Below are 16025 nucleotides of genomic sequence, written 5' to 3' on the forward strand. Positions count from 1 at the left end.
CCAAAATTCACTTTCCAAACCTCTTGGCATATCTGATAGCGGGCAATTCAATATACCGGTGCATTAGCCTGGAAAGAAACACCAGGAATATCAATAGCGCAACATCAAAAATAATATTTAAAGTCACATTGGTTTGTATCGCGGTAGTTTTCAAGTGCCCAAACAAATAGATGCCGATAGGCACGTGTATCAGGTAAAGTGAATAAGAAACATCGCCATAGCGGCTAAGTAAATTACTTTTTAGCGGTTTAAAGTGGTTGATAACGATAAGCCCCCCCGTAATTAAGCAAAGTACAATGTAAATATAGGATTGATGGGTTGCATAAAAGTCGACCGCGGTAAAAGCCAATAAGGCAATATTAAACCATTTATAGGTAGGCTTGTGCAGTAACTGGTATATGGCCACACCAAGGCTAAATAATGGCCATAGGTTTAAAAAGAACAAGGGTCCCGATTCAAATTGCGGTAAAACGATACTCAAAAGCGTTATCACTATCAAAGCAATTACAAAATATTTTTTTTTGAAAAAAGCGCAGGCAAACACAGCCAGGTAAAAAAAAACTTCGCATGATAATGTCCAGTACACCCAGTTAATGGTTTTTACTACAGTGATGGGTGATGTAATGAGTGTAATTGTGGCTACTATGCCCGCAATACCTTTAGGGAGCACGGCTACGGAATTTACATGGGTTATCAGCTTAAGTAATAATACGATAACCGCGGTAATAACCAGGCTAAACCAATAGGGAGGGAAGATGCGGAAGAAACGCCTTACTATAAATTCGGTTGGTTTTTTGGCATGGTGCAGCGCAATGAGTATACAGTAACCGCTTATGATAAAAAATATAGGTACCCCCAGGTGCCCGTATTTGCAAAAATCGCGGTACCAGTTATCAATAGGTTTTATAGGCTGATTGAGATGAAAAAAAACTACCCATGAAGCTGCCAGTATCCTCAGCAAATCTATCAGGTGGTTTCTTTTGTCGGGTTGCATGTGAAAAATGAATGGGCAAGGTAATGATATTGGCGTAAATAAACATACCAATTAGCTTCAATACGGCGGGTTGTCTGTTCTGATTGCGCTTTAATTCAGATCGATAAAATTGAATCTCTTTTTAAAATATTTTCTTGGTTTCTTCCCCAAAAACTTTTTAAATATCTTATCATGAACAAGCAATGGTACGGTAAACTGGGTAATGATTATCTTTTGTTTATTTATTGTGTGTAATATCATATAACTAAAACCCTGGAATCTGCCCCAGGGTTGACCTTTATAAATCTCGACTTTCACAACTTCATCACTGTTAATGTGTATATCAAGATCATCTTGACCCATGTTGAGTGTTAGTCTGTCAGCGCTTAGTGTTATTGTTTTATCCCTATCGAATTGGTAATACTGCTTCAGTACAAGCAAAGTCTTTATTTGTTGGTATAGTATTGCTACCAAACCACTAAAAAACAATAGCAAAAACAATAATAGAGGCCCTGATGGGGGAAACAACGATACTGCTTTTACGGTAAACCAAATAGCAAAACCGACCAATGCAAAAGTAAAAACCGACTCAAAAATTAAGCGCCGGGGATTAAATGTATACCGTTTTGCCGTATCCATAAAGCCATCTTCAATTAGTGCAACACGGCACAAATCTCTTTAATGCTTTCACTTATCGGCTTAAATTCAATGCCGATAGCATTCTTAATTTTCGAGTTATCAAACTCCCGGATCACCGATGCCGCCTGCGCCGATGTTTTATCGATTGCCGGGTCGCTACCGGTTAACGCGGCAATTGCTGCCGCACCGCGCCAGCCAATTTCCATTAGCCAGGGTTTGGCTAAAATGGCAGGCGGCTTAATCCCAAATCCGTTTGCTGCCTCGGTAGTTATAGATTGATAGGTGCGATTTTCGGCGCTGATAATGTAGCGCTCGGCGGTGATATCACTGTTCATCAAGCCAACCATACATTTGGCCACATCCTCCACATCAACAAAGCCAATAGTGCCAGCTGTATAAAATTTAAGGCCCTTACGAATGGTTTCAAATAAGGCACCGCTGCCAACTTTACCCGCGCTTGCACCGATGATAAGTGATGGATTCACAATTACAGCATCCAGCCCTTCGGCAATACCGCGCCATACTTCCATCTCGCTCTCCAGCTTTGAAATGGCGTAACCGTCGTTTTCTGTTGATTGTTCCAGGTGATGGTTTTCGGTCGTAAGGTCGTCGGGTTTGGCCAGGCCTATGGCGGCTATCGAGCTTACGTGAACCATCCTGATGCCCTTTTCGGCACATAAATTAACCAGGTTGGCCGTGCCGGTCACGTTAGTATTGATCATCGGCTTTTTATCGGTCGATTTTAACGATACCCACGCCGCGCAATGATAAACCTGGGTTACGCCAGCTAAGGCATTTTCCAAAGCAAAAATATCCAGCATGTCGGCCTCAACCCATTCAATTTGCGATTGAAAAGGACCAAGTAAAGCCGGTATGCTTGAAGCAGCCCGTTTGGTGCAACGAATGTTTGAGCCTGTTGTAACCAGCAGTTTTGCCAGTTCGGCCCCGAGAAAACCTGTTGCGCCAGTAATTAGAATCATATATACGGATTTCAGATGTGCAAATATGTTCATAAATGTGCAGATTTCAGATGTGCAGATATGCAGATGCAGGATTTTGATTTTTGATTGCCTGTTTGGTTTGTTATTCGTCAATTCTACTCATTCATTAATTCTGAAAATTCAGTTCAGACAAAAAATGTTCACCTGAAATCTGCCCATCAATCATTTGCACATCTGCCCATCAATCTGCACATTTGCACATCTGCACATTTGCACATCGAACATTATGTCCTTAGCTGATTTTTTTAAACCCATCGATCTGAAGAAGATCACTCCTAAAAAGGGCTACTATACCAGTCAGCTTGGCGATAAAATTGTGCATTATTCTGTCGATTTTCCTGACCTGGAAGAGAGAACCGACCTGGCCATCATTGGCGTTATGGACGATCGGAATGCTACCGATAACCAAGGCTGTGCCCTTGGCCCCGACTATATCCGCGAGAAACTTTACCAGCTTAATGAGGGTGGTTACAACTTAAAAATTGCCGACCTGGGCAATATCGCAGCAGGCGCGTCGGTTACCGATACCTACTTTGCCCTTAAAACCGTGGTTTCTGAGCTGGTAAAAAAAGATATTATCCCCATTATTTTAGGTGGCGGTCAGGATTTAACCTACGCCCAATACCTGGGCTACGAAGACCTGGAACAGAAGGTTGACCTGGTGGTAGTAGATGCCCGTTTTGACCTTGACGAGGATGAAACCCCGGCAGGATTGGAAACAACTTCGCAATCATACCTCAACAAGATATTTTTACACGAGCCTAATTACCTGTTTAATTTCAGTAACCTGGGATACCAAACTTATTTTGCCAGCCAGGAAAGTTTGCGGGTGATGGATAAGCTTTACTTTGATGTACACCGCCTTGGCGAGTTGAGCGGCAACATTGCCGTAACCGAGCCTGCCATTCGCAATGCCAGCATGGTGAGTTTTGATGTGGGAGCTATCAGGTCGGCCGATGCTGCGGGCAACGCGAATGCTACCCCCAATGGTTTTAACGGGCAGGAGGCCTGCCAGCTATGCCGGTACGCCGGTTTTAATGATAAGCTAAGTTCGATAGGCTTTTACGAGTTTAACCCGGCCTACGATAATAATGGCCAAACGGCTATGTTGCTGGCGCAGATGATCTGGTATTTTATTGATGGTTTTTACGGTCGCAAGCGCGATTTTCCGCTCAACCCAAAATCGCAATACCTTATATACAAAACCAGCCTGAAGCATGAAGACCAAGAGGTTGTGTTTGTAAAAAGCAAAAAATCAGACCGCTGGTGGATGCAGGTACCCTACCCAACAGGGGGCTCAAAAAACGAACGCTTTCACCTGGTGCCCTGTAGTTATGCCGACTATAAAACGGCCACATCCGGCGAATTGCCCGACCTTTGGTGGCGCACCTATCAAAAATTAAACTGATAATAGCAATTATACCAGCATTTTAACGTTATCAATCCTTATAGTTTTTAACTCTGATGAAGAAAATATTTTTTTTAATTATAATCTTATTACCGGCAATTACATTTGCCCAAACTACTGATACCTTTACTATAGATGGTAAATTGGGTAGCGTAGGTGCACCGGCAAAAATTTATTTATCGTATCAATTGGGCGCCAACAGCGTTATTGATTCGGCCGATATTGTAAATGGTGTTTTTAGTTTCAAAGGTTCGATGCTTAACCCGGTTAATGCCACGCTGGTGGTTGATTACAAAGGCCTGGGGATAGAAAAATTCACACAGCAATATAGCGATGGCCGGTCATTATCAAAAAATGCCGACAACCTTAACTTTTTTATTGATAAAGGAACACTGACTATTACCAGTAAAGATTCTGTTTCAAAAGCGCAAATCACCGGCTCGCAGCTTAACCTTGATAATATTAAACTACAGGCCCAGCTAAAAAGCATCAACATGCGCGGCGAGCATTTGATGGCCGAAGTTAGGGCTGCTACACCCGAACAACAAAAGTCGCCTGCATTCCAAAGCGCCATACAAAGCAAATATAAAGCATTGCAAACGCTGCAAAGCTATACTTTAAAAAGCTTTATAACCGATAACCCCAACAGCTACCTGAGCCTGCTGGCATTGAGCTCGGTTGGTGGCCCGGCGCCCGATCCGGGTGAAATTGAGCCTTTGTACAACTCGCTTTCGGCCGATGTAAGGAATACTGAAGCCGGTAAAGTGATGAAAGCGCAACTTGATGCCCTAAGAGTTACGGCAATAGGTGCCATTGCGCCCGATTTTGTGCAAAATGATGTAAACGGTACGCCGGTTAAGCTCTCGTCATTCAGGGGCAAATATGTTTTGCTTGATTTTTGGGCTTCATGGTGCGGCCCTTGCCGCCAGGAAAACCCCAATGTAGTACGTAATTATAACAAGTATAAAACTAAAAACTTCACCATTGTGGGTGTGTCCTTAGATAAGGCCGAAAACAAATCGGCGTGGCTTGCGGCAATCAAAAGCGACGGACTTGACTGGACGCAGGTATCTGACCTTAAGTATTGGAATAATGCTGCTGCGGCCCTTTATTCTGTAACGTCCATCCCACAAAATTACCTGATTGGACCGGATGGAAAGATCATTGCCAAAAACCTTCGCGGCGAAGACCTTGATGCCAAACTGACCGAGCTATTTGGGAAGATATAGGTTTGTGAGTGGTTGATTGGGTTAGATTAGTTTGATTGTGTCGACCTGGCAAAACTGATATTGATAAATTGCCGATTCGGTTATGTGATGAGTTGATTCATCCATCAATTCGGTACCACTTGTATAAATTGAAAACAATGTAACTTTTTACTGACTATATGTAATATATAGTTTTTACGTATTATATTGCAAGTTGAACTTTATCGCTTATGAAAAAGATAATATTATTAGCATTAGCTACATGGCCTGCTATTGTTTTTGCACAGGATAACAAATATGACATACAAGGTAAAATAGGTGATTTTAATGCGCCTGCCAAAGTGTACCTGGAATACAGGTTCCCTAAGGGCAAGCCTATTTATGATTCATGTACCGTGGTTAATGGTAAATTCCATTTTGCAGGCTCGGTTGGCGCCGCGCCGCTTAACGCTTATTTGTTGTTTAACTCAAAAGGTACGGGCACGGGTAAGTCCGATGGCTACCGGGCTATTTATCTTGAACCTGGCTTAATTAGTGTAAACGCCGTAGATAAAATAGAAAACGCCACAGTTGACGGCCCTAAAACCAACCAGGAAAACGAAAAATACCAGTTGTTACAAAAGCCTGTAAACGATGCCTACACTGCTTTGGAAGAAAAGCAAAAAGCAGCTACGGCTGAGCAAAAAGCATCGCCGGAATATATTAAAAAAGAGAAAGCCGAGGAAAAAGCAATAGACGATTTGAGCGCGGCCACTGATAAAAAATTCATCAGCGAAAACCCAAACTCAATCATTAGCCTGAACGCCCTTGAAACTTTGGCCTACAGTGCCGATTATGTTGATCTTAAACCTTTATACGATGCCTTAACGCCTGCTGTAAAAAGCACCGACGCAGGTAAAGCACTGGGCGAAAGAATGCCTAAACTTAAGGCTGTAGCCCTGGGCGCTGTTGCACCGGAATTTGCCGAGGCCGACACCAGCGGAAAAGTTATCAACCTGTCTTCATTTCGCGGGCAATATGTTTTGATTGATTTTTGGGCATCGTGGTGTGGCCCCTGCCGCAGGGAAAATCCTAATGTGGTAAAAGCCTATAACCATTACAAAGGTCAAAAATTCACTATTTTGGGTGTATCGCTTGATAAGCCAAATGCTAAAGACAAATGGTTGGCTGCTATCCACAAAGATGGCCTAACCTGGAACCACGTTTCTGATCTTAAATTTTGGGACAGCAAAGCTGCAGGTTTATACGCCGTTCGCGGTATTCCGCAAAACTTTCTGTTAGATCCCAACGGAAAAATAATTGCCAAAAACCTGCGCGGCGACGATCTGGAAGATAAACTTGCCGAGATTTTTGGGAAAATATAGTTTGGTGAGTGGTTGATTAAGTTAGATTAGGTTGATTAAGTTAGCCAGGTAAAAACCCAATCAACCACTCACTTAATCAACCTAATCAACTGCCTTCTACAAAAGGTCAAATCCGATATCTTTCCTGAAGTACATGCCATCGTAATAAATGCGGCTGGCATCGGCTGTGGCTTGCTGCAGGGCGTTAAACATATAGTCCTGCAGGGTAGTTATTGCCAAAACTCGGCCACCTGTGGTAATCACGTTTTCGCCATCAAAACTGGTACCTGCGTGGAATACGATACTGTCGCGCACGTTTTCGGTGCCGGTTATTACTTTGTTTTTAAGGTATTCGCCGGGATAGCCGCCCGCTACCATAACTACGGTAGCAGCAGTTTTTGGCGAAATAATTAACTCTTTTTCATTAAGGTTGCCTTCGGCTACGCCTTGCAGCAGGTCAACAAAATCGCTATCGATACGGCGCATTACGCTTTCGGTTTCAGGGTCGCCCATGCGGCAGTTATATTCTATCACCCAGGGCTCGCCATCTTTATTCATCAGGCCTATAAAAATGAAGCCTTTGTATGGGATTCCATCTTTTTTCAAACCCTCTACGGTTGGGATGATAACTAAATCTTCAACCTTTTTAATATAAGCGGCATCTGCAAACGGTACTGGCGAAATGGAACCCATACCACCTGTATTTAAGCCGGTATCACCCTCGCCAATGCGTTTATAGTCCTTAGCTTCGGGAAGTATTTTATAGTTGTTGCCATCGGTCATCACAAAAACAGATAGCTCGATGCCTTGTAAAAATTGCTCAATAACCACGCTCGAGCTGGCATCGCCAAATTTAGCTTCGGCAAGCATTTGGGTAAGTTCCAGTTGGGCTTCTTCAAGCGAAGTACATATAAGCACCCCTTTGCCTGCGGCCAGGCCATCGGCCTTAAGCACAACCGGAAGGCCGGCAGTTGCCAGGTAGGTAAGGCCCTCCTGCAAGGTATCTTTAGTAAAAGTTTTGTAGGCTGCCGTAGGTATGTTATGCCTTTGCATAAATTGCTTGCTGAAATCCTTACTGCCCTCTAACTGGGCGGCTTCCTGCTGCGGACCTACTATGGGTACATTTTTTAATTGCTCATCGGCCAAAAAGAAATCGTGAACACCTTTTACCAGCGGCTCTTCGGGGCCTACCAGTACCAAGTTGATGCCTTGTTCCAATACCAGCGCCTTAATACCCTCAAAATCGGTAACCTTAATGTTAACGTTGGTGCCGTACTGGTGGGTGCCGGCATTGCCGGGGGCTATAAAAAGCTTTTCACATTTAGGGCTTTGCGCAATTTTCCAGGCGAAGGCGCTTTCCCTTCCGCCCGAACCGAGGATCAGGATATTCATGGGGGCAAAGATAGTTTTTTTGGATGAGTAGCATTGGTACCAGTGTTGGCTTTTTTGCTTAGGTACAAGGGCTGCCAAATAAAAATTATTTCTGCGCATTTGACGGGAATAAAATATTCAGCTATTTTTACTCCCAATAGCAGTCGCGCTACCTCGTATTAATAACCTGCCAACCTTTATCATGAGTAAAATTTTGCGCATACTGCTTCTTCTAACTGTTGTTTTTTTGGCAGGGTGCAGCAAAGATGTGCCGGAAAAAAATACAAAGTCGGCCATTACGCTCGATAACCAAAGTTTAAAAGCACCGTTGGTAAATACCAGCATACCCATTGTTAGTATTTCGGTATCATCAACCTATCCTTCCTGGAGTGCATCAAATGCTATTGACAGTAATGCTGCCACCAGCTGGAGTTCGGTGCGGCATGTGAGCCCCGACGGCGTAGAGTTTATTCAGTTTTATTTTAGCGGCGCAACTGATGTAAATTATGTGAAGCTAACCCCAAGGTATGGCACTAATAATGCAGGCTTATGCTTCCCCTTAAATTTTACAATTTATTATTATACAGGCACATCATGGGTAGCCGTAAAGTCGTTCACTAATTTTGCCAATCCTCAAAAAAACGACAGCTATAATTTGCCGGTGATAATACCGCTGCCGGTTACCGTGCATGCCAGCGGCATAAAAATAGAGGTTACCAGGCTACGTGCTGATGGCCCCAACTATTATTTACAATTTGCTGAAGTTGCCGCAGGATACGATGATGGTTTCAATCATTTTAAGTGGGCCAGCAACGATAACGCCGTTAGGCAAAACCGGGTTAATAACGCCGGCTCGGACACGTTTAACCCAAACCGCATTTTTAACTGGACCCAGGACGAACGCGACCCCATTATCCGGGCTACACCCCTTACTGTTAACCCCAATATATATGCGCCAAACATAGTTTATAATGGCGGCAACTGGAATATTTATTATGGAGGCTGGGATAATACATCAGCAAAAAACGACCGGATATTTGCTACCGTAACCCAAGATGATTTTTTAACTTTTGGCAATCACACGTTAATGATTGGCAATGGCGACAGGCGCCATATAAATAACGAAACCGTACTTAAAAAGCCTGATGGCAGTTGGCTGATGTATTATACATCATTACCTCAAAACTCGGTTACCAATAAGCCCAGCTTTGCAACCTCACCCGATGGCATTGCCTGGACGCCAAATGCAGGCTCGGGAAATTCCTTGTTAACCATGACCAATTATGCAGGCTGGAGCGCTGCCGACGTAAATGGGTCAAATGTGGGCTACCTGGAAAATGGTACCTATCATTTGTACTTTAACGATTTTGCAACCAAGCGCAGGGCAGTTCACCATGCGGTAAGTGCCGATGGCGTTAATTTCAACTACACCGGCGACGCGCTGGCCGAAGACCTTGTTGCACAGGATGTGAAAGCTTTTACCTATAACAATACCACTTACTATTTAATGGGCATGCACCATAACGGGCAGGAATTAAGGTACTGTGTAAGCAACAACCTTGCCCGTTTCCCGGCCAGCAGCTTTTTGCTGGGCAATCATAATGCAGCCGATTTATATATTGTTTCGATGGGTTTTGTAACCAGTGCTAACAGGCTATATGGCATTATATATGGCGCCGGGCCTATCAGTGATTTGAGCCACAATTCATTACACGCCAGGTGGCTTACCAAAAAAATAATTTTTATAAGCGACAGAACAAGCACGCGCTGGGGCGATATTGAAAGAGCACACGGGCCAAACCAGGTTGTACTTTACATGAATACCGATATGGAAACCGGCCACTTTTATGTGTACGATACCGACGGCACCACCTTGCTTTATACCAGCCCGCAGGTTACCATGCGTTCGGGCGATGTATGGACGTATAATCAGTAGTTGATTGGTGGTATGTTGCTTTTTCCTTTTTTATGTTTATTTTGAGGACGACTTTTTTCACAGATTGCACATGATGATCATTGCAGCTTTTATTTTTGCCAAAATAGGCTCGAAGCGGGTTATTGGTGGATTCACCAGTTTTTGCTTTGTTTATTTTTGGCGCCGGCAGGCTGGTATCTTGTTTTATCATCAAGGCGATTAGATGACCAGGTCTTAGACGCCGCGTTGATAATTGAATTTAGCCCGGCGAAAAAAGGAGGTGTAATTTGTAGCAGAAAATAGCTTCTATCCGTCCAGGTTCTCTTGGAGAGGAACCTGAACGAATGAAATGTTGTTATTTATACCGAAGCAAATAAATTTTATCCAACGCCATAAATGAGAAAAAGAGGCCTGCCAGTATAACTAAAGAACGCAGCCAATTCATCCCGCTCCATTCCGATACTGTTCTTTTAAGCAAATCAACATCGCTCAGTTGAGCAGTCTTAAACATAATGTCGTTGCGGGGATAGAAGTAGGCAAAAGTAAATACATCGGCTAAAATGTATAAAACAAGCGCAGCCCCCAAACATAGCCGGATAGAAGGAGACGTTTTCCAAAAAAGTACAAGTACCGCCAGGCCCAGCACCTGGTTCACCGGCGAAAATATCCTGAAAAAATTTCCGGGATTTACCGTCTTAAAATAGGCTCTTGTAACAGCAATGGAATGGGGAATATCACTTCCCCATGATTTCACATCAACCAGGGAAGTATACAGGTTTACAAACAGCAGGCCGCAGGCAATACTGATAGAGGCAAATAAAATTATTGTTTTCATGTTTTTTTTCTGCAAAGATGGCTACCAAACGGGCCGCAGAATTGTATTTAACGGACATCTGTATAAATATGCCCCTTTATCTTGCTCATGTTCCGTTTGTATTCGCCGGGCGTTATTGCGGCATAAGCTTTAAAAGTTTTGATAAAATGTGATTGGTCGGCAAAATGACTTTGAAAAGCAATTTCCGTCAACGACAATTCGCCCTGGTGAATTAAATCCACTGCACGCAGGTACTTTTTATAAAGCAAAATTTCTTCGGTATTCATTCCTGTTGCATCAACGAGTTTCCTTGATAAATGCCGGGGCGAATAACATAGGGAGTTTGCCAGCGCTGTTACAGACGCATCATGTTGATTGGGTGCGTAAATAAAATTGTTCATTAATTGCTCCCTGGGTTGCCAGGCAATCAAATTTGGCCTGAGCCAGGCCAAAAAAACAGATACCCGCGCGTCGAAATCATTTTGTTCGGCAAGCTGGTGCCAAAGAGAGTTGAATGTTGAATCAAGGAGGGTTAAGTCGACTGTAATATTTAAAAATTCGCAGGCAGGTACCTTAAAAATATCTTTTATGGCCAAAGGTTGAAACTGGACACCAAAAAAAACCTGTTGTTTTGGAAGATGAAGCTGTATTGGCGTTGTGTTGAATCCACTAATAAAGCAATTTGATAAATAATGTAATTTACCGCCAAGCCGGGCCGGGATAAATGAGCTATCGCTAAAGTTGAAAATAACTTCTACTACGCCTTTGGGTATAATGTATTCCTGATGAAACTGATGGAAGGTATCAACCTGCCAAATTGCATGGATGGCATGCTTAAAACACGGCTCCTGGGGTATATAATAGCTGTAGTTCAATTTTAAGGAATTGATTATAAGGCCCGTTAAAAATTACCGCTAACGTGGGTAGTCCGGCGAAAGTATGGAATTTCAATTCCTTCGGTTTTGCCGGTTGATATAAAGAAACGGATTTTTATTTTTTGGTACAAGTATCTTAGAGTAAATTGCTTATGTCGACTTGGCCTGATTTAGGCTTAAGGCATAACTGGTATCATGCTTGTATCACTAACTATATATCCACATCAGCATCCGCTTTTTTTGCTTTCTGATCAACGCGTCGACAATTTTTAGGGTATTGTTTGATATGGCAGGGCAGCCCCACCCTTCGGGCGTACCGTTGGGATATACATTGGTTTCGGAAACCTGGTCCCAGGAGTGGAATACGATTTGCCTGATCAGGGCATTATTGTTACTGCTCTCCAGTCCGGTTAAAAAGTATTTTACATGGATACCCCATGCGCTATAGGCCCGGCCATCAATTTGGTATTTACCCAGGGCGGTACAATGGCTACCGTCACTATTGCTAAAAACGGGTTTATCCTTTGTCCACACGCCCGACCACGGGGCACTGGCACAGCCGTGGCTTACCAGGCCTGTAATCATGGTATCGTTTTTGCGGAAATCCCAAACCATAAAGCGCTTAACACCCGAGTGCAGGCTCATATCTATTAAAATACAATAGCGGGTATTGTAGCCTTTTTGTTTGCAAAAAGCAAGGCTTTGTTTGGCCTTTAGCCTGGTGCGGCTAATATCAATATGCGGGGTTGCAGCATTAGCAGCTGTGGTTAATAGCAGTAACTGCAATAGTGCAAGGAATTTAAGACAAGGTTTCACCGGTGATTAATAAATATTGTGATGATGTGAAACGTTTGAAAGATGCGATTAGTATTGCGTGGTGCTGGTAATATTTTACCCCTTAGAGAAGAGTCTGAGGGGAGGATGCTTATTGTATCGAAATAGTTTATTGTCTGGTATGCGGCCCCAGGTACTTTTTTTAAAAAAGCATCTGGTTAACCAAGACGATAAGCAGTTTTATTAATGGACCAGATCCAAAAAATAGGGGCACACGCTGTAGCCCATCAAACAGCAGTTATCAGCGCTGCTCCGGCGTCGTCGATATGCACAAGGCAATCGGCAACAGAAATATGGTGTTTAAATTTGTTGATGGGCTCAATCCAATCGCGGGAGGTAAAAACAGGGGCCAGGATGTTTACAGATTCTACCAGTATCTCTTCGCCATCCAGCACCAGCCGCCAGCATTTGTTTTGACCATCGCTTTCGGTATTAAAACGGATTTGGGCAAGGTTAACTTGTATGTTCATTATTAATTTGGGGTATTTCAGATGCTAATGGCCTAAAAACGTCCGGATTTTAGGATTATTATAGAGTGGATTGCTTGTTGCGTAATTGTTACAAAATGAAAGGGTAGCCGAGAGCGTCAAAAAATATGTTTTTTTCGGGCTTTAAACGCAGGCTGTTTTAATTGTTTGCATTTTACAACCCGGGGGTATATCAATTATCAAAGATTTATCAATAAGTTTGTTTAAAGGTTAATTTTGGGGCAGAAAGCGAAAATTATTAATTGAAACAAATGAAACCTTTATTTTAGCTGATGCGTACAAACCAAAAATGAATAAATTATGGATATTGTTATAGTACTCGGGATCATACTATTGAGTTTGGGTATTTTATTAATAGCGGCTATTCTGTTTTTTAGCGGCGTAAAATATATTCAACGACGGTATTATCCTACCTGGAAGTTTCCGGATTACATTAGTGTGGGATATGCCGAATACTTGTACAGAAAGTATATAAAACGAAGTAAATCTTAACTTTCGGAATTTACCCTCTTTCGCTATGTCGGAGTTGGAAATTAATAGATATGATATAGTGATAAACTATCCGCCCCCCGCCGGTATATAATACCAAAGTGAGGGGCGATTTTTTTATTAATTATTGTTACTACTACTGCCTTCCTTCAAATCATCATTGTTAATTGTCTTTTTGGGTTTCTTAGGCTTTTCGGCCGACAGGCCACCAAACTTATAAGTAAATGTTAGTTCGAAACTTCGGTTGTGCATAATGTTTACAGCGTTCTGATTGATATTGCCCGAATTAACAACTGTTGGTATCCTGAAACCATTAGTCAGGAAGTTATCTGCACCAATGCCGATGCTGCCTTTTTTATTGGCAAATTTCCGGTTAAAGCTTAAGTTGTACACCCCGAAACTGCCCTGGTAACCCTGTAGCTGTATTTGGCGCGAGCGGCGAAAGGCAAATGCCTGTACCGAGTACTTGTCTGACAGGTCATAGCTGCCAAATATGCGGTAGTTGGCCACCCAGCCATGATTTGATGCGCGGAAAAGCGGGTCGGGGTCCTGGTTGTCCAAATCTAAATAGTACATATCAAGGCCGCCGTTTAGGCTTAGTTTGCTGGTGAGCGTAAGGTTGGCCGATAAGCTCATGCCATAGGCATTTTGCTTGCCAAGATTTTGATAGCTTGTTTTTATGGTATCGCCGCTGCTTGACCGGATGGTTTGGATAGCATCATTAGTATTGCGCATAAAAGCCGAAATATTGAAATGGTTGCTCTTGATATTGGTGCTGTAAGCCAGTTCAAAATTATTGGTAAACTCGGGCTGTAGGCCGGGGTTACCACTGGTTATATTTAAGGCATTGGATGCCTGTATATTGGGGTTTAAAAACTCGATAGATGGGCGCTGGATGCGGCGGTTGTAACCCAGTTTAATCATATCGCCGTTATCAAACTTTTTGCTGATGTTAAGGCTGGGTACCAGAATGCCATAATCGGGGATGCTGACTGCCTGCCCGCTCTGAAAATCGGCGCTGATAGACGTGTACTCGTACCGGGTACCCGCTTTAATGGTGTAATTTTTAAAGGGGTTAAAAGTAAATGATACATAGCCTGATGCCACATTTTGCTTGTAGTTGAACGCATTTGACAGGCTGGCCGATGATAACGGCTGATAGTTAAGCGAACCATCGGCAGCCGATAGGTAGGTGTAGCTACTGGTTACTGTTCTTACAATATCTTTAGCGCCAAATTCAAGCAGCTGGTTTTTGGCAAGCGGCGTTTGGTAATCGGCCTCAAGCGTAAGTTCTTTATTAACGCTGTTGTTATTGTTTTTTAATCCACCCGTTGATGCGCCATCGGTTTGATCAAGAAAAATGCTTTCAAAGTTGTTGTGGCGGTTATTCTGGCTGTACTCCGTCAGAAAACTGAACTCACGGTCGGGCCTTTTGCCGGTGAGCGTGTAAGTTAGGGTAGCATCAACCGAGTTGGAGTTGTTGGTGATATTGTTTTTTTGCAGCGACGAACCGGTAAGCACATCATTCAGGTAGCTGTTGGTTAAAAAGTTGTCCTGAACGGTAGGGTGGTTGTTGGCGCCAAACACTACCCCCAGGCTAAGCGAGTTATGCGCGCTGATATCATAATCTAATCCGGCATTATACCGGGCAAACAAATATTTGTTGTGTGTATTGGCCGATTGTGTGGTTTGTAAGGCATCGCCGTTAGTAAGGCTGGTTACTGTTTGGCTATTGTTAAACTCGCCGGGGATATTGTAGCCTGTACGCCCAAAGCCACCTAATGAAAAGGTAAGCTTGCCGGTTTTGTAGCCGCCGTTAAGGCCCAGATCGGCGCCGCGTGTTCCCGCTGCTGCATTCAGGTTAAGTGTAAGGCCCTGCAATGTATTTTGTTTCAGGATGATGTTGATGATTCCGCCAGATCCTTCGGCATCGTATTTGGCCGATGGAGAAGTGATCACTTCCACGCTTTTAATCAAATCGGCTGGGATTTGTTTTAAAGCGTCGGACACGCTGGCCGATGCCATGGCCGAGGGTTTGCCGTTAATGAGCACTTTAATGTTTGAGCTGCCGCGCACGCTCACATTACCGTCAAGGTCAACAGATACCATGGGCACTCGTTTCATTACGTCTGTGGCATCGCCGCCGCGGGCTGTCAGGTCGTTTTCGGCGTTATATACAGTGCGGTCTATTTTTTCTTCAATCAATGCTTTTTTACCGGTAACCTGTACTTCTTTCAGCAATTTACTATCGGGGCTAAGTAAAATGCGGCCCAGTTTAAGCATGCCGCCCTCAACTTTAATATTGGCGATGGTTTTATTGGCATAGCCCATAAAGTTTATCCTTAGGCGGTAAGTGCCTGCCGGCAATTTATCAATGGTGAATTTGCCATCGGTGGCTGTTACGGTGCCGTTTACAACCTTGTTACTTGCCTGGTCAAAAACAGATACGGTAGCATAATCTACCGGTTTTTGGCTCACCGAATCGATAACAGTACCGGTAATTCCGGTGCCCGCATCGGTAATTATATTAGCGGCCTTTACCATAGTGAATGGTAAAAGGAACAATAGCAGGAATTGTAATTTTAGTTTCATACCCCAAATAAAAACCAATGGGGCCGTTTGCTAAAACGCAATAGACAGGCGTAAAGAAATAATCGACCGGAAGAC

The 16025-nt window shown here is 43.3% G+C and carries 13 protein-coding genes; 4 read left to right on the forward strand and 9 right to left on the reverse strand.

Annotated features, from left to right (window positions below; all coding sequences use genetic code 11):
• Positions 1-7: 7 nt before the first annotated feature.
• The 3 genes from AC1DV1_RS00310 to AC1DV1_RS00320 all read right to left on the reverse strand — a co-directional run bounded on the left by AC1DV1_RS00310 (position 8) and on the right by AC1DV1_RS00320 (position 2592).
• Positions 8-994, reverse strand: coding sequence for an acyltransferase family protein (locus AC1DV1_RS00310; RefSeq protein ID WP_477353666.1), 987 nt, complete (start codon positions 992-994; stop codon positions 8-10).
• Positions 995-1084: 90 nt separating this feature from the next.
• On the reverse strand, positions 1085-1612 hold the full coding sequence (locus AC1DV1_RS00315; RefSeq protein ID WP_477353668.1) for a PH domain-containing protein: 528 nt from the start codon (positions 1610-1612) through the stop codon (positions 1085-1087).
• A gap of 14 nt (positions 1613-1626) precedes the next feature.
• Positions 1627-2592 (reverse strand): NAD-dependent epimerase/dehydratase family protein, encoded by a 966-nt coding sequence (locus tag AC1DV1_RS00320; protein ID WP_477353670.1) that lies wholly within the window; start codon positions 2590-2592, stop codon positions 1627-1629.
• A 247-nt stretch (positions 2593-2839) separates the two neighbouring features.
• Between AC1DV1_RS00320 and AC1DV1_RS00325 the strand changes: the two genes are divergently transcribed.
• The 3 genes from AC1DV1_RS00325 (at position 2840) to AC1DV1_RS00335 (ending at position 6593) form a co-directional block, all read left to right on the forward strand.
• The gene (locus AC1DV1_RS00325) at positions 2840-4021 is read left to right on the forward strand and encodes a formimidoylglutamase (RefSeq protein WP_477353672.1); all 1182 of its coding nucleotides are present in this window, start codon (positions 2840-2842) and stop codon (positions 4019-4021) included.
• A gap of 56 nt (positions 4022-4077) precedes the next feature.
• Positions 4078-5250: a redoxin domain-containing protein gene (locus tag AC1DV1_RS00330; RefSeq protein WP_477353674.1), complete on the forward strand. Its 1173-nt coding sequence runs from the start codon at positions 4078-4080 to the stop codon at positions 5248-5250.
• Positions 5251-5459: 209 nt separating this feature from the next.
• Entirely contained in the window at positions 5460-6593 is a 1134-nt protein-coding gene (locus AC1DV1_RS00335; RefSeq protein ID WP_477353676.1) for a redoxin domain-containing protein, read from the forward strand.
• 96 nt (positions 6594-6689) lie between these two features.
• On the opposite strand, the gene purD is transcribed toward AC1DV1_RS00335, so the two are convergent.
• The gene (gene purD, locus AC1DV1_RS00340; RefSeq protein ID WP_477353678.1) at positions 6690-7964 is read right to left on the reverse strand and encodes a phosphoribosylamine--glycine ligase; all 1275 of its coding nucleotides are present in this window, start codon (positions 7962-7964) and stop codon (positions 6690-6692) included.
• 181 nt (positions 7965-8145) lie between these two features.
• Here purD and AC1DV1_RS00345 point away from each other — a divergent pair, with 181 nt between their 5' ends.
• Positions 8146-9879, forward strand: coding sequence for a discoidin domain-containing protein (locus AC1DV1_RS00345; protein WP_477353680.1), 1734 nt, complete (start codon positions 8146-8148; stop codon positions 9877-9879).
• 334 nt (positions 9880-10213) lie between these two features.
• On the opposite strand, the gene AC1DV1_RS00350 is transcribed toward AC1DV1_RS00345, so the two are convergent.
• From AC1DV1_RS00350 to AC1DV1_RS00370, 5 genes are all read right to left on the reverse strand, one after another.
• Complete coding sequence (locus AC1DV1_RS00350; RefSeq protein ID WP_477353682.1) at positions 10214-10693, reverse strand: anthrone oxygenase family protein; 480 nt, start codon at positions 10691-10693, stop codon at positions 10214-10216.
• Between the two features lie 47 nt (positions 10694-10740).
• Complete coding sequence (locus AC1DV1_RS00355) at positions 10741-11547, reverse strand: helix-turn-helix domain-containing protein (protein ID WP_477353684.1); 807 nt, start codon at positions 11545-11547, stop codon at positions 10741-10743.
• 207 nt (positions 11548-11754) lie between these two features.
• Positions 11755-12363, reverse strand: coding sequence for a murein L,D-transpeptidase catalytic domain-containing protein (locus AC1DV1_RS00360; RefSeq protein ID WP_477353686.1), 609 nt, complete (start codon positions 12361-12363; stop codon positions 11755-11757).
• A 245-nt stretch (positions 12364-12608) separates the two neighbouring features.
• Positions 12609-12851: a hypothetical protein gene (locus AC1DV1_RS00365; RefSeq protein ID WP_477353688.1), complete on the reverse strand. Its 243-nt coding sequence runs from the start codon at positions 12849-12851 to the stop codon at positions 12609-12611.
• Positions 12852-13478: 627 nt separating this feature from the next.
• A complete protein-coding gene (locus tag AC1DV1_RS00370) occupies positions 13479-15950 on the reverse strand; it encodes a TonB-dependent receptor (protein ID WP_477353690.1) in 2472 nt (823 codons plus the stop codon).
• Between the last annotated feature and the right edge of the window lie 75 nt (positions 15951-16025).

Source organism: Mucilaginibacter sp. P4_D1 (assembly GCF_056401935.1).

What these genes read in the sequence shown, in the direction of transcription:
- AC1DV1_RS00310 (WP_477353666.1), bottom strand. Translation starts at nt 994, where the DNA reads ATGCAACCCGACAAAAGAAACCACCTGATAGATTTGCTGAGGATACTG.
- AC1DV1_RS00315 (WP_477353668.1), bottom strand. Translation starts at nt 1,612, where the DNA reads ATGGATACGGCAAAACGGTATACATTTAATCCCCGGCGCTTAATTTTT.
- AC1DV1_RS00320 (WP_477353670.1), bottom strand. Translation starts at nt 2,592, where the DNA reads ATGATTCTAATTACTGGCGCAACAGGTTTTCTCGGGGCCGAACTGGCA.
- AC1DV1_RS00325 (WP_477353672.1), top strand. Translation starts at nt 2,840, where the DNA reads ATGTCCTTAGCTGATTTTTTTAAACCCATCGATCTGAAGAAGATCACT.
- AC1DV1_RS00330 (WP_477353674.1), top strand. Translation starts at nt 4,078, where the DNA reads ATGAAGAAAATATTTTTTTTAATTATAATCTTATTACCGGCAATTACA.
- AC1DV1_RS00335 (WP_477353676.1), top strand. Translation starts at nt 5,460, where the DNA reads ATGAAAAAGATAATATTATTAGCATTAGCTACATGGCCTGCTATTGTT.
- purD (WP_477353678.1), bottom strand. Translation starts at nt 7,964, where the DNA reads ATGAATATCCTGATCCTCGGTTCGGGCGGAAGGGAAAGCGCCTTCGCC.
- AC1DV1_RS00345 (WP_477353680.1), top strand. Translation starts at nt 8,146, where the DNA reads ATGAGTAAAATTTTGCGCATACTGCTTCTTCTAACTGTTGTTTTTTTG.
- AC1DV1_RS00350 (WP_477353682.1), bottom strand. Translation starts at nt 10,693, where the DNA reads ATGAAAACAATAATTTTATTTGCCTCTATCAGTATTGCCTGCGGCCTG.
- AC1DV1_RS00365 (WP_477353688.1), bottom strand. Translation starts at nt 12,851, where the DNA reads ATGAACATACAAGTTAACCTTGCCCAAATCCGTTTTAATACCGAAAGC.
- AC1DV1_RS00370 (WP_477353690.1), bottom strand. Translation starts at nt 15,950, where the DNA reads ATGAAACTAAAATTACAATTCCTGCTATTGTTCCTTTTACCATTCACT.